The organism is Chryseobacterium sp. AG844, from assembly GCF_003182335.1.
GTDB classification, from domain to species: domain Bacteria; phylum Bacteroidota; class Bacteroidia; order Flavobacteriales; family Weeksellaceae; genus Chryseobacterium; species Chryseobacterium cupriresistens.
The window spans coordinates 137,812-152,127 of record NZ_QGTV01000009.1 but is presented as its reverse complement, the minus strand read 5'-3'; the positions used below and the strand labels follow the sequence as shown (position 1 = coordinate 152,127).

12 protein-coding genes and 1 pseudogene are annotated in these 14,316 nt (G+C 37.0%); 2 read left to right on the top strand and 11 right to left on the bottom strand.

The annotated features are described in order from the left end of the window. Positions 1–26 precede the first annotated feature (26 nt). The 8 genes from DEU40_RS11310 to DEU40_RS11275 all read right to left on the bottom strand — a co-directional run bounded on the left by DEU40_RS11310 (position 27) and on the right by DEU40_RS11275 (position 7,934). Positions 27–1,355 (bottom strand): exopolysaccharide biosynthesis polyprenyl glycosylphosphotransferase, encoded by a 1,329-nt coding sequence (locus DEU40_RS11310; protein WP_228406501.1) that lies wholly within the window; start codon positions 1,353–1,355, stop codon positions 27–29. A gap of 85 nt (positions 1,356–1,440) precedes the next feature. Next, positions 1,441–2,070, bottom strand: coding sequence for a 7-carboxy-7-deazaguanine synthase QueE (locus DEU40_RS11305; RefSeq protein ID WP_110009928.1), 630 nt, complete (start codon positions 2,068–2,070; stop codon positions 1,441–1,443). Between the two features lie 7 nt (positions 2,071–2,077). Continuing rightward, positions 2,078–2,962, bottom strand: coding sequence for a bifunctional 5,10-methylenetetrahydrofolate dehydrogenase/5,10-methenyltetrahydrofolate cyclohydrolase (locus tag DEU40_RS11300; RefSeq protein WP_034692667.1), 885 nt, complete (start codon positions 2,960–2,962; stop codon positions 2,078–2,080). Between the two features lie 47 nt (positions 2,963–3,009). Further along, complete coding sequence (pgi, locus tag DEU40_RS11295; protein ID WP_110009927.1) at positions 3,010–4,650, bottom strand: glucose-6-phosphate isomerase; 1,641 nt, start codon at positions 4,648–4,650, stop codon at positions 3,010–3,012. 206 nt (positions 4,651–4,856) lie between these two features. Then, a complete protein-coding gene (locus DEU40_RS11290) occupies positions 4,857–5,462 on the bottom strand; it encodes a hypothetical protein (protein ID WP_062676034.1) in 606 nt (201 codons plus the stop codon). Then, on the bottom strand, positions 5,452–5,961 hold the full coding sequence (locus DEU40_RS11285; RefSeq protein ID WP_110009926.1) for an RNA polymerase sigma factor: 510 nt from the start codon (positions 5,959–5,961) through the stop codon (positions 5,452–5,454). The genes DEU40_RS11290 and DEU40_RS11285 overlap by 11 nt, the downstream gene beginning before the upstream one ends. Positions 5,962–5,985: 24 nt before the next feature. Continuing rightward, positions 5,986–6,861 carry a TraB/GumN family protein gene (locus DEU40_RS11280; RefSeq protein WP_137904798.1) on the bottom strand — a complete coding sequence of 292 codons (876 nt, stop codon included), beginning with the start codon at positions 6,859–6,861 and terminating at the stop codon, positions 5,986–5,988. 161 nt (positions 6,862–7,022) lie between these two features. Further along, positions 7,023–7,934: a DUF4349 domain-containing protein gene (locus DEU40_RS11275; RefSeq protein WP_110009968.1), complete on the bottom strand. Its 912-nt coding sequence runs from the start codon at positions 7,932–7,934 to the stop codon at positions 7,023–7,025. 208 nt (positions 7,935–8,142) lie between these two features. Here DEU40_RS11275 and DEU40_RS11270 point away from each other — a divergent pair. Continuing rightward, positions 8,143–9,500 (top strand): annotated as a pseudogene (locus DEU40_RS11270) (acyl-CoA dehydrogenase family protein). Positions 9,501–9,611: 111 nt separating this feature from the next. Here the strand turns inward: DEU40_RS11270 and DEU40_RS11265 are convergent. Further along, the gene (locus DEU40_RS11265; RefSeq protein ID WP_110009924.1) at positions 9,612–9,989 is read right to left on the bottom strand and encodes a DoxX family protein; all 378 of its coding nucleotides are present in this window, start codon (positions 9,987–9,989) and stop codon (positions 9,612–9,614) included. A 153-nt stretch (positions 9,990–10,142) separates the two neighbouring features. Between DEU40_RS11265 and DEU40_RS11260 the strand changes: the two genes are divergently transcribed. Beyond that, positions 10,143–10,391, top strand: a complete 249-nt coding sequence (locus DEU40_RS11260) for a bacteriocin-like protein (RefSeq protein ID WP_110009923.1) — start codon at positions 10,143–10,145, stop codon at positions 10,389–10,391. A gap of 90 nt (positions 10,392–10,481) precedes the next feature. On the opposite strand, the gene DEU40_RS11255 is transcribed toward DEU40_RS11260, so the two are convergent. Both DEU40_RS11255 and lon read right to left on the bottom strand, forming a co-directional pair. Continuing rightward, positions 10,482–11,594: an AI-2E family transporter gene (locus tag DEU40_RS11255; RefSeq protein ID WP_110009922.1), complete on the bottom strand. Its 1,113-nt coding sequence runs from the start codon at positions 11,592–11,594 to the stop codon at positions 10,482–10,484. Positions 11,595–11,795: 201 nt separating this feature from the next. After that, positions 11,796–14,201 carry an endopeptidase La gene (gene lon / locus DEU40_RS11250; RefSeq protein ID WP_110009921.1) on the bottom strand — a complete coding sequence of 802 codons (2,406 nt, stop codon included), beginning with the start codon at positions 14,199–14,201 and terminating at the stop codon, positions 11,796–11,798. Between the last annotated feature and the right edge of the window lie 115 nt (positions 14,202–14,316).

Sequence of the window (14,316 nt, the reverse complement as noted above, 5' to 3'; positions counted from 1 at the left end):
ATTTCAATATTATCTTATCCTGTTCTTTATTTTGCATTTTTATCTCCTCCAATAACCAATAGAACGGTTTTTAAAATAACGACCAGATCCAGGGCAAAGCTCCAGTTTCTTACATAGAATGCATCAGCAAGAACTCTTTTTTTCATCTCTACTTCCACATCTCCGAAGTCACCTCGCAGTCCGTTCACCTGTGCTAAACCGGTAATACCAGGACTTACCATACTTCTCAGGCTGTATCTGCCGATTTTAGGTTTGTAATAATTGTCGACAGCCAGCATGTGAGGACGCGGGCCTACCACAGACATTTCTCCTCTCAGCACATTGATGAATTGAGGAAGTTCATCAAGGCTTGTTTTTCTTAAAAATTTACCTATTTTGGTAATCCTGGAATCATTTACTGAGGTGGTTCTCGTGGTAGATTCATCATTCACAACCATTGTTCTGAATTTAATACAATTGAAAACCTCTTCATGAAAGCCGTATCTTTTCTGAAAGAAAAAAACAGGTCCTTTGGAAGTTGTTTTAATTAAAATCGCAATGATTGGAAATACCCATGAGCAGATGAAGACCAATATAATAACAGAAAAGAAAATATCAAATGTCCTTTTCATCAGGAAATTAGAATAATAATCTAATGGATATCTGGCTTGATTAAGTACCGGCTGGGTCTGTATATATCCAAGGTCATAAAGGAAAAAATCGCTTTGGGTGATACTTGGAATCAGTGAAATGTGAATCTTATGATCTTCAGCCAGTCTGAAAATTTCATTTTCCATTGCTTCGTCATAGGAGTTTTCCATAGATAAAAATAAGGTGTGGATTCCGTTCTTTTTCCAGAAATCTACCAGTTCACTGATTTTCACCGCGGTATGTTCGTATTCAAATATTCTGTATCCATAATCTTTTCGGTCTGTAAAGATATTCTTCAAAATTTCTGTGGAATGGTTGTCTCCTAAAAACATGACATTCCTGTAATTGGCACCAAGAGACCGTAAATATTTGATTGCAAAATATACTAATGATTTTGCAAGAAAGATGGCAATAAAAAGGTAAAGGGAAAGCCAGTAAATATCCGAATTGAAAAATACATTCTTACTTACCTTTCCTATAAGCAGCACTCCAAGTATAAAAAACAGGAAATGAATTAAAAGCCGTTCAAGAAACAGGGTATAAGTGAGGTTTCTCGGGATATTGTATATTTTTGTCCTACCGCTCAGGAGCACCCAGAACAAAAACAACAGAATGAGAGAAAAACTATTCTGGTACCAGGTTTCTTTATTGTATTTTAAACTTTCGTTTCTGCTTATAAAAAAGAATATGAAGACAGATGCAGTAACCATGAGGTCAAGCAACATAATGATTGATTTCAGGTATCTAGAGTATCGAATTCTCTGCATCTATCGGTATTATAGCGGATAAGCACGGCTAATTTACACTTTTTTACGGGATATTCAGATATTTGTGAGTCTGAACAGAAGCCTGCCACTCAGGGTTTTCCAGAATGAAATCTGTGATCTTGGGATACATGTCGTTTCTTTTGCTCCATTCACTCTGAAGATAAAGCTTACAGTTTTCGGAAACTTTTGCAGCCTGTTCCTGAGCAAAAGTAAAATCATGCTGATTGAAAATAATGACTTTAAGCTCATTGGCCTTTTGATAGATCTCCTCCTTAGGAAGTCCTGTTTTCTTAGGGGAGAGAGTAATCCAATCCAGCTGCCCGCTCATAGGATACGCTCCTGACGTTTCGATGTGCACTGTACATCCCAATTCTTTCAGTTTGGAGGTCAGTATATCTAAATTCCACATTAAAGGTTCACCACCGGTCAATACAATTGTTTTACAGTGTCTGGCAGCTGTTTCTGCAATTTCTTCTGCATTCATCAGGGGATGAAGTTCCGGATCCCAGCTTTCTTTTACATCACACCAGTGACATCCAACATCACACCCTCCCAGCCTGATAAAATAGGCGGCTTTTCCGGTATGTGCTCCTTCTCCCTGTAAAGTGTAAAAATGCTCCATCACAGGGAGCATTTTACCTTCTTTTAATAAAATATCTTCTTCTTTATTCATTTTAAAATTAGTCGTTATAGACCGAAGTTTTGTAAGCAATGATAGTATTTTTCATCAACATCGCTCTTGTCATTGGGCCTACTCCTCCAGGTACCGGAGTGATCCAGCTTGCTTTGGCAGCACAGCTGTCAAAATCCACATCACCTGCAAGATAATATCCTTTTGGAGAGTCATTATCTACTCTTGTAATACCCACGTCAACAATTACTGCTCCTTCCTTGATCATATCTCCTTTTAAGAAATGTGGATCTCCCAAAGCGGTAATGACGATGTCTGCTTTTCTTGTATATTCTTCGATGTCTTTCGTGTATGAGTGCGTAAGGGTAACAGTAGAGTTTCCAGGGAAATCTTTTCTTCCCATCAAAATACTCATTGGTCTTCCTACAATTTTACTTCTTCCGATAATGACACAGTCTTTTCCTTTCGTTTCAATATTATATCTTTCCAATAAAGTTAAGATCCCGAAAGGAGTTGCCGGCAAGAAAGTATCCATTTCAAGAGCCATTTTTCCAAAGTTTTCCGGGTGGAAACCATCCACATCTTTTCTAGGGTCAATAGCATTGATGATTTTTTCCTGATCAATCTGATCCGGTAAAGGCAGCTGAACGATAAATCCGTCTACTGCTTTAGACTTGTTAAGCTCGTCAATTTTTTCCAATAGTTCAGATTCTGAAACTGTGCTTGGAAATTTGATTAAGCTGGATTGAAATCCTACTTCCTCACAGTCTTTTACTTTAGAGTTTACATAGGCCTTGCTAGCTCCGTTATTCCCTACAAGAATAGCCACCAAATGCGGAGCTCTTCTTTTGCTTGCGAGAATCTTTTCTACTTCAACCTTGATCTCTGCTTTAATTTCCTTGGATACTTTAAGTCCGTCAAGAATTTCTGCCATTTTTACTTTTTTACTTTATAGATTTACTTTTACTTTCTTTTTACTTACTATTTGTTTTCCTTATAGTAATTGATCAATCCATTGGTAGAGCTGTCATGAGAGCTTATTGCCTCATTGTTTTCAAGCTCAGGAAGGATTTTGTTGGCTAATACTTTTCCTAATTCCACTCCAAACTGGTCAAAACTGAAAATATTCCAGATTACTCCCTGAACAAAAATTTTGTGTTCATATAAAGCAATCAGTTGACCTAATGAGAAAGGAGTTAATTCTTTGAATAATATAGAGTTAGTTGGTGTATTTCCATGGAAGACCTTGAAATTGATCAGCCTGTCTATTTCTTCATCAGATTTTCCGGAATTTCTAAGCTCTTCTTCTACTTCTTCTTCCAGTTTTCCGAAGGCAAGTGCCTCAGTCTGAGCAAAAAAGTTCGCTAATAATTTATCCTGATGATCAGAAACATGGTTCGGGCTTTTTGCATAGGCAATAAAATCTGCCGGAATCAATTCTGTTCCCTGGTGGATTAATTGATAAAATGCGTGCTGGCCGTTTGTTCCCGGTTCTCCCCAAATGATAGGCCCCGTTTCATATTCTACGAATTCACCGTTTCTGTCTACACATTTTCCGTTACTTTCCATGTCTCCCTGCTGAAGATATGCAGCGAATCTGTCCAGATATTGAGAATAAGGTAGGATGGCATAAGTAGTTGCTGCATAGAAATTACGGTACCAGATTCCCAGAAGTCCCATTAATACAGGAATGTTTTCAGAGAATTCTGCCGTCTGGAAGTGTTGGTCTGTATCAAAAGCACCTTTCAAAAGCTGCTCGAAATTTTCATATCCTACAGAAAGTACAATACTTAATCCGATAGCACTCCAAAGAGAATATCTTCCGCCTACCCAGTCCCAGAACTCAAAAATATTTTCTTCTGCGATTCCGAATTTTTTAACTTCCTCAATATTAGTAGATAAAGCCACAAAATGCTTCGCGACATCTTCCTGTTTTCCTGCTTTCAGGAACCAGTCTTTAGCTGAATTGGCATTCGTCATTGTTTCCTGAGTCGTAAATGTCTTGGAAGCAATGATGAATAAAGTAGTTTCAGGATTTAAATCTTTTACCACTTCTGCGATATGATTTCCGTCCACGTTGGAAACAAAGTGAGCGTTTAATCTTGTTTTAAAATGCTTTAAAGCTGAACAAACCATTACAGGACCCAAATCCGATCCTCCAATCCCGATGTTGACTACATCTGTGATCTCTTTTCCACTATAACCTTTATGTTCTCCTGAAATAATCTTCTCAGAAAAAGACTTCATATGCTCAAGAACTCTCTTGATCTGTGGTTTGATATTTTCTCCATCCACAAGAATTTCACGGTCTGAAAAATCTCTTAATGCGGTGTGAAGAACAGCTCTTCCTTCAGTTTCATTGATTTTATCTCCGGAGAACATTCTGGAAATAGCATCTTTTAACTGGCTTTCTTCTGCCAATTGTAACAGAAGATCCTTGGTTCTGGAATCGATCAGGTTTTTAGAATAATCAAAAAGATAGTTGTCCTTTTGCAGGGAAAACTCGTTAAAACGGTTCGGGTTATATTGGAAGAGAGTTCTAAGATCAAAGTCATTTCCACCGAAATGTTCGTCAAGTGCTTTCCAGCTGTTGGTTTGTGTTGGATTTATTTTTGATAGCATATTACAGAATTTTTATCATTCAGAAAATCATGTATCGAATGAAAATGGTTAATCATCCATAATGATTTATTTCTGATCTGCAAATTTACGGAAAAATAAAACCTCAGATAAATTTGAAGAAGATAAATAACATTTTTTTAAAAAACAAAACCTCAGAACAGACCTGAGGTTTTATAAAATGTGTTTTGTGGTAAGAGTTTTCAATACTATTCATCCATTTCGTTCAGAATGTTTTCCAATTGTTTTGCGCTTCCTCCATAGATGTATTTTGTCCATAGAACAATGCTGGTTATAAACCCTAACGTTCCGATCAGTACTGCAATGATTAATCCCTGTTGATGAGAAGCAGAAAGTTCTGGTAAAGACTTTCCCTGCTCTTTCATCGTATTGTAGATAACCAGTCCAATAGTAATAAGTAAATGTGGAAGTAATAAAAATCCGAAAGACTGATATCGTTCCATATTCAGCCGGAGTTCATGATATATTTTCCAAAGGCTGTTTTTGGTGTTTCCTGTATAAAGTTCTGTCTGCTTGTAGAATTTATAAAATCCTAGCAGATAGTATGAAGAGATAACCACCATCATCGTATAGGATACATAATAAATAATGTACTGTGAATGAGGAAATTTAAACTGTAAAGGGAAAAAAGCGATCAGAATGATGGCCAGAATCTGCATAGGAAATTCTTTCTTCATGTTTTTCTGGATTTTTTCTATAGGGTGTTTGCTTTCCTTTAATTGCTTTATGGTATCAGGAATATGGACATCGCTGTCTTCTTTATTCCACTGTTCTTTTAATTGATCAAAATTCATAACCTGATTTTTTTATGATTTGCTGTATTTTTTCTTTTGTTCTGTTGAGTTTTACGCGGGCATTACCTTCACTGAGACCTAAATTGTTTCCGATTTCTTTGTGTGACATCCCTTCCATGAAATAAAATATGACGGCCTTTTCCAGAGGATTCAGTTCCTGAACGGCACTGTAGAAAACTTCCAGCTGTCTGTCTTTGGTGGGATTATAATCTTCCTGCTGAACTTCAAAATGATGATGAGCATCCATATGGTTATTGGATCTCTGCTTTTCTTTTTTTAAATAGGTAATTGCAGTATTGATGGCAACCCGGTACATCCAGGTAGAAAATTCACTGTTCCCTTTGAAATTCTGATAGGACTTCCAAAGCTGGATTAGGATTTCCTGCTGAAGGTCTTCCCGGTCCTCTACGGAATCTGCATAGATCCGCGAAGCTTTGTATAAGATACCTTTATGCTGGTTGACAAGCTTTAAAAAAGCGGTTTCGGCTGGACTGCTCACAATGGTTTCATGGTTTGGTTATAATTATAAGCTTGACACAGGTCTTACGGTGTAGCCTTTGGCCCGAAGAAGAGGGATAATTCCGTTTTTACCCATAAGATGAGATCCACCGACAGCAAATAAAGAGCTTTCGTTTTTCATCATGTCCGGCATTATTTTTACCCAGTTTTGATTTCTGTTGGTCAGCATGGCCTTTTCCTGTTGGGCATTCATGAATCTTTCATCCTTAAAAAGACTGTATAAAGATTGTACATTTTCATTTTTAAAAGCTTCAATCATCTGTCTGAACAATATTTGATATTCCTTGTCCATTTTCAGTTGAGTAATAATGTTCTTCAGGTCGTAAGCCTCATTGATTGATTTCATCTGATCTTCTACTTTTTCCAGTCCTTTGATGCTTTTTTTATCTTTGATCGCTTTCTGAAGAAGTTCCATCTCGTAAAGTTTTACTTCAGTCTGAGGACATGGAATGGCTTTGGTGGAAAGCAATGCATAAAGTGCCTGCGGGCTTGAAGAATTAATGCTTTTCAGGTCTGTTCCATAATTAGCGAGAATCGTATTCAGCTCTTTAGCTTCTTCTGAAGAAAGCTGGTCAGATATTTTTTTATCTGCTTTAAACATTTTCTGTAATGACATCATTTCTGCAGGATCTGTATAATTGATTTCCATAACAAGGTTTTCAGATTTCTCAAGCGCTTTCAGTACTTTAGGTTTGATCTCAAAATCTTTACTGCATAAGATATGAAAAGTCCCGGTAATATAAGAAGGCTTAGAAAGACCGTTTCCGGAAACCTCCCAAAGCAGGCTGTTTTCTTTGTTGTTGCTTTTACCTTGTGCATTGGATGTTATGAAATTCAATGACAATAATGCTGCAAATCCAAGTTTGATAAAATTTTTCATAATATATATATTTTTTTTTTTGATTCTCTGTTCTTTTAAACAGTAGGTAAAGCAGGCATTACAATCGTTACAGTTTTTTTCAAAAAAAATAAAAACCTCCTGAAAACAGGAGGCTGTAAAATCTAAAATTATGATGATAACCAATTGGTTAGGATGGTTTTTTATTCCGGGTTTTTTGGATATTCAGGTTTTGAAATTTTTCTTTTTCTTAAAAAATAGAGGATTGCAGCAGCAATTAATAGGAGTGGCCATACATTGATAAGCCCCACAATAATTCTCTGAATCAGATAAAAACCGTATACAAAGCCATCTTTAGCATCATAGATGAAATTGTATTTATACTTATTATCAATACTTGTGGTGTTGGTAACAGCAATTTCTGCAATACGCAACTGAGGTTCTTTGATATAAATGTCAATCGTGCTGTATTTCAGATCATCCGTCATGTTCATGCTGGAAAGCTTTTGAAGATTTCCTTCAGACATATTCTCATCATCCAGCGTTACTTTATCTTTATTGGTTTTCAGCTTGCTGATGTTCTCAGAAGTTTTTTGATTTCTCTTTCCTTCCAGTTCAGAATACTTGATGTTGGCCGTAACATCCTCAGCATTGATGGATCTTGAATTAAGAAATAATTTATTGGTATTGATCGCTGTCAATAATTCTCCCAGTTTTTCCGTTGGAATACGTACCTGCATTCTGTTCTCTGTCTGGTATTTTTTAACCAGCATCGCCTTTTCATTGGATGTGTTGTAGGTGTTTTCAGAAACAACGTTACTTTGAAGATTACTATTGGTAACAAATCCTCCAAGCTCCTGAACCGATTTTTCAATAGCAATCGTTGCATTATACACATCTTTTACTTCCATATTCACATCCGCAGTCTTGATAAACTGTTTGTCTTTTACTTTCATTTCTGCAACGGATGAAATACTGTCGGAAACAATAGCAGAAGCAGAATCTGTTGTAGCATATGCTTCAAGGTCTGTTGAAGCTACTTCTCCTTTTTTACATGAATAAATTCCTAATAAAAGTATAGCTGACAGAGATAATGTAATGTAAGTGGTTTTCATAGCGCTGATTTTTGTTGTTTTGCTTGAGTCAAAGTTCAGCCAGGATCTTTTGTAACATTTGAAAATCAAAAGTAAAAAGCTTGTAAACAAAATTTTCGGTTTTAATGAATTGAAATATAGTATTTTGTAAAATAAACTTGAGCTTCAGCCATTGCTTTCGGAGCAGTTTTTGCTTATCTTTTACAAACCAAAACTACAATCTATCACTATGTCAAATACTTTTTCCAAAATCAGAAACGCAATAGGGTTATTCACATCTATAGATTTTGATCAGCTGAGTGCCATTTCTCAAAAAGTGGACTTGCCAAAACTGATGCATAATTTCTCAAAACTGGATGATAAACAGCTTTCCGGGCTTATGAAAATGCTCGATCCCGAAAAGAAAAAGAAAGAACTTCCTGCCATTGATGGAGACTTTTATGATATCTATCATACTCTTACTCCTGAACAGCGTGAAATTCAGCTTAAAGTAAGAGCGTTCATGGAAAAAGAAGTCAAGCCTCTGGTCAATCATTACTGGCTCAGAGATGAATTTCCCTTTGAACTCATTCCTAAATTCCAGAAACTGGATATCTGCGGGGTTACTTATGAAGGGTATGGCTGTCCGGGAATGCCTTTCCTGATGGAAGGTGTTATTGCCATGGAGATGGCAAGAGTGGATGCTTCTATCGCCACATTTTTCGGAGTACAATCGGGGCTGGCGATGGGTTCTATTTATATTTGCGGATCTGAAGAGCAGAAGCAAAAATGGCTTCCTCAGATGCAGAAATTTGAAAAAATAGGGGCTTTCGGGCTTACGGAGCCTGAAGTTGGATCCGGAGCAGCAGGCGGACTTACGGTAACCTGTAAAAAACACCGGAAGGCTGGATTCTGAATGGGCAGAAAAAATGGATCGGGAATGCTACTTTCGCTGACCTGATCATTATCTGGGCAAGAGATCTGGATAGCGGAGAAGTGAAAGGTTTTATTGTTGAAAAAGATAACCCCGGATTTTCTGTAGAAAAAATCAAGGGGAAAATGGCTTTAAGAATTGTCCAGAACGGGTTGATTACCTTAAAAGACTGTCTCGTAACTGAAGAAAACCGTTTGCAGAATGCCAACTCCTTTAAAGATACCGGCAAAGTACTGAGAATGACAAGGGCAGGAGTAGCATGGATGGCTACAGGTTGTGCACGCGGAGCTTACGAAAGTGCTTTGGATTATACCCGAAAGAGAGAACAGTTTGGAAGACCTATCGCTTCATTCCAGATGATTCAGGGACATCTGGTGGAAATGTTGTCTAATCTTACCGCCATGCAGACCATGGTTTTCAGACTGTCTGAAATGCAGGATGAAGGAATTTTGAAAGACGAACATGCTTCTTTAGCTAAAGTTTTCTGTACCCTCCGAACAAGAGATATTGTTTCCAGAGCAAGAGAAGTAATGGGAGGGAACGGAATTCTGCTCGAGTATGATGTGGCCAGATTTGTTGCCGATGCAGAAGCAATCTATTCTTACGAAGGAACAAAAGAAATCAACTCGCTCATTGTTGGGCGATCGATTACGGGTTTCAGTGCTTTCGTATAGGAAAGAGGTAGCAGGTAGCAGATAATAGGTTACAGGAACTAAAATCAACAAGACTCCATCTGAAGTTTACTGGTACTGCAACCTACAACCTGCAACCTATTACCTGCAATCTTATGAAACTAAATGTTTATATTTTTCCTTGTTGTCAATAATCATCCATAGGTTGATCAGAAACATCACTCCTGCAATGCTCATTCCCATTGGAGATTTATCCATTGTGAAAACATGCGTGACAATTCCTACCATGACAGGTAAAATAACAATGGCACCTAATGCTCTTGTTTTTGGGAAAATAAATAATAACCCACCAATAACTTCTACAATGCCCACTAATGGCATCAGCCAGCTGATCTCTCCAAAAGCAGCGAAAAGTTTCATTTGTTCTGGAGTAGGTTTCTCCATGGGCATATAATTGAAAAACTTGTTTAATCCGGCATTAATAAACATAAGCCCGAAAAGTAAACATAAAATGAATTTTACTGTTTTCATGTTTGGTGATTTTATACCAAATGTAAAATAAAAATAGGATTTTTTGATTGTATTTTTATAAAAAATGTATAATTAATGTTAATGATAGGTTAATGTTGTGTTTTGGATAATTTCATTGTTTATATTTGATATTCAAACTAAACTAATACTATTATGTTGAAAAATCTTAAAAAATTAAACCGTACGGATTTGAGAGAAATCCAAGGAGGCGGAGGTGTTGGAAAATGTGATATAGGACCAATTGGATGTCCGTGTAAAATTCCACCAGGTGATCCTTGTTTAGGTGGCCCGGGTGGAGATCCTAGTGGACCTTCTTATGGATATTGTCCCGACAGCCAATCTTATATTCTTTGTACGGAAACGTGTCCAAATGGAATGAACCCTTTGTGTGCTCTTCCATAAATAATATAAAAAAGACTGTCTTGAAAAAGGCAGTCTTTTTATTTAAAGTTAGAAGTATGTCAATTATTGCTTATTGCCCATTACTCATATTTAGTCCATTTCCTTCAAAGTAATATTCTTGGAAATTTTGTAGCTTTTTTTCTTCTTATTGGGCTTAGGTTCTTCTCCGAGCAGCCTTCCCCAGGGTTTAAGATCATCCACTCTTTCGCAGATAATTTTGATAATGGCAATTGCCGGAATACACAGGAACATTCCCGCAATTCCCCAAAGATGTTCTCCTAAAAGGATTCCAATAAAAGAAAATAAGGCATTGATCTTTACTTTAGAGCCTACTACAAACGGAAGAACAATATTTCCGTCTACAGCGTGTATGGCAATATAGCCCAAAGCAACGTAAATACATGTTGATGGAGTAGAAGTGGCGAATGCTATAAAGCAGGAAATTAACAGAGAAATAAAGATTCCCAGATAGGGAATGACGTTTAATAACCCGGTCAAAACTCCTAAAAGAATAGCATATTTTACTCCCAGAATCGTAAGAAGGACCGAAGTAAGAACAGATACAATAATCACCTGAAGAAAAAGACCGAAGATATACTTCTTGGTCATGATTCTGATTTCATTCACAGCTTCCTGTACACTCGCTTTATGTCTTTCGTTGAAAACAGTAACGATAAAATTATTTAAAAGTCTTCTGTAATTTAAAATAAAGATAAAAAACAGGGTGAAAAATATAATAAATCCGAATCCGGTTGAAAATATTCCAAAAGTAAATCCTAAAATGACTCCCGAAGAAGACAGAAGTTTAGTTAATCCCTGGTTAATATAATCCACCTGTTCATCCACTTTTACATTAAATGTTTTGGAAACCCAATGCTGGAGGCTGTTAAAAACTGTAGTAAACTGTTCCTTGAGGTGTGGAAGATCCTTACTGAAATCAGACAGCTGATTGGTAAAGAAGTAAATAATTCCGCCTAAAATCATCAGCATAATAAATACTGAAGTCATCGTAGACACAGATCTCGGAAATCTTAACTTTTTTTCCATAAAAGTGGCTGCCGGTAAAAACAGCATGGCCATAAGGAATGCGAGGAAAAAGGGCGCTAAAATACTTTGCCCTAATGCCAGTAGATAACCAAGACCAATGATGGAAACCACCACGAGGGTAAGCTTGACAAGGAAAGGAAGTCTAAGAAAATTCATAATCTAAAAATCTGCAGTGTGGAATAAAAATAAGAAAACCCATCTGAATTGAAAAATTTTTATTCAATTCTGCGGGATTTTCTTCTGTTGTTGCAAATTTTATTCCAGCCGATGAAATTGTACGCTTTTTTATAAAAAGAAACACGCTCCGGATATCAGAGCGTGTTTCTTTATTGAGAAGTTAATATGTTGTAAGTTGTTTTATTCTTCAATGGCGATGTCGATGACTTCTTCCATTCTGTTGACGTAGTGTACTCTCAGATTTTTCAGATAATCTTTTTTGATTTCCTCCACATCTTTTCTGTTGGCCTCACAAAGAATAACATCTTTTACCCCAGCCCTTGTTGCGGCAAGAAGCTTTTCTTTGATTCCTCCTACAGGTAATACTTTCCCTCTTAAAGTAATTTCTCCTGTCATGGCAAGGTGAGGTTTTACTTTCTTGTTTTTAAACGAAGAAACCATTGATGTCAGCATCGCAATACCGGCAGATGGTCCGTCTTTTGGCGTTGCACCTTCAGGAACGTGTACATGAATGTTTTTCTTTTCAATATCTTCCTGAGGAATGCCCAGCTCATCATGCTTCGCTTTAATATATTCAAGGGCAATAGTAGCCGATTCTTTCATTACCGTTCCCAGGTTTCCGGTCATCGTTAATGCTCCTTTACCATTGCTTAAAATACTTTCAATATAAAGGATATCTCCTCCTACACTTGTCCAGGCAAGACCTGTTACAACACCAGGAACTCCGGTGATCTCAGATAAACTTTTCGGTCTTGGAACCCCAAGAATTTCATCTACTTTTTCTATTGAGATTTTTGGATCATACTCCTTTAACAAAGCAGTCTGTAGAGCTACCCATCTTCCAATGGCTGCAATTCTTTTTTCCAGGGTTCTCACTCCGCTTTCTGAAGTGTGAGCCTCTATAATGTGTTTAAGTTCTGCATTTCCAAGTTTGAATGATTTTGCATCCAGACCATTTTCCTCCTGTTGTTTCCTGATCAAATGTCTTTTGGCAATCTCAATCTTTTCCTCCAAAGTATAGCCGGCAATCTGAATGATCTCCGTTCTGTCTAAAAGAGGCGTCTGTATGGTTGAAAGTGAGTTGGCAGTTGCAATGAACATCACTTTTGAAAGGTCATAACCCATCTCCAGGAAATTGTCATAGAAAGATTTATTTTGCTCTGGATCAAGAACTTCTAGGAGTGCAGAGCTTGGGTCTCCATGTAGACCTTGTCCGATTTTATCAATCTCATCAAGAACAATTACAGGATTTGAAGTACCTGATTTTTTGATAGACTGTAAAATTCTTCCCGCCATAGCACCGATATACGTTTTTCTATGTCCACGGATTTCACTCTCGTCATGAAGTCCTCCCAATGACAATCTTACATATTTTCTTCCTAAAGCATCTGCAATAGATTTTCCTAAAGAAGTTTTACCCACACCCGGAGGCCCTACCAATAGCAGGATAGGAGATTTCATGTTGTTTTTTAATTTTAAAACGGCCATGTGCTCCAGGATTCTTTTCTTGATATCTTCAAGTCCGAAGTGCGCTTTGTCAAGTACTTTTTCAGCTTTTGCAATATCAAAAATATCTTTTGTATAGGTTTCCCAAGGAAGGTCTGTAAAGAAATCCAGATAGTTTCTCTGAACATTATAGTCCGGGGAATTGGGATTCTGACGTTGAAGTCTGCTGATTTCCTTTTGGAAGTGGTCTTCTACTTCCTGGCTCCATTTTTTTGTTTTAGCCTTGGCAATAAGATCTTCAACATCACTTTCAGGTCCGCCGCCCAGTTCCTCCTGGATGGTTCTGATCTGTTGATTCAGGAAATATTCTCTTTGTTGCTTATCTAAATCTTTTGAAGTTTTCTGATGAATCTGATTTCTCAGTTCCAGTTTTCTGAAATCCTCATGCATCAGCTCGTAGCACTGGTTGGCTCTTGTCATAAGACTTTTCTCTTCAAGCAGCTTTTGTTTTGCAATCGAAGAGAAATTAGCATTGGTGCAGATGAAATTCAGAAGATCATCATTATTGTTAATATTTTTAATCGCAAAGTTGGCGGCATTAGGAATATTAGGATCCAGTTCAATGATCTTTAAGGCAAGATCCTTGATGTTTTCCAGCAATGCTTCATATTCTTCCCGGTCTTTAGGCTGGGTGTCTTTTAATTTTGATATTTCAGCTTTAAAATATGGTTGATTATCAACGATTTTTTTAATCTTAAATCTGTGAAATCCTTTGGTAATAGCTGTAATATTGCCTTCGGGAAGCTTAATGATCTTAATAATCTTTGCCAGCGTTCCGGTAGTATATATATCTTTTTCAGACGGTTGTTCCAGATCCGAATTTTTCTGGCTTACAATTCCAATAAAATCTCCGTTTTTCTGCGCCTCCTCAAGAAGCTGTATAGAGGTTTTTCTCCCTGCTGTAATAGGAATTACCACATTGGGGAACATTACCATATTTCTTACAGGAAGTATAGGGAATATTTTCTGTTCGGAATTTTTATCAGTCTCTGCGAAGTCGGAAAGATTGATTTCTTCAGTTACGATATCAAATCCGTCACTGATCATTTCTTCTAAACTAATATCTTCAAATTCTGTCATAGTTAATCGAATGACAAATTGTCATTTTCGTTTTTTATCGTTAAAGGAATTTTTTATAATATACTCTGAAAACGTGTGGTATATTATAATATTCTAAAAATGCACAATACTTATG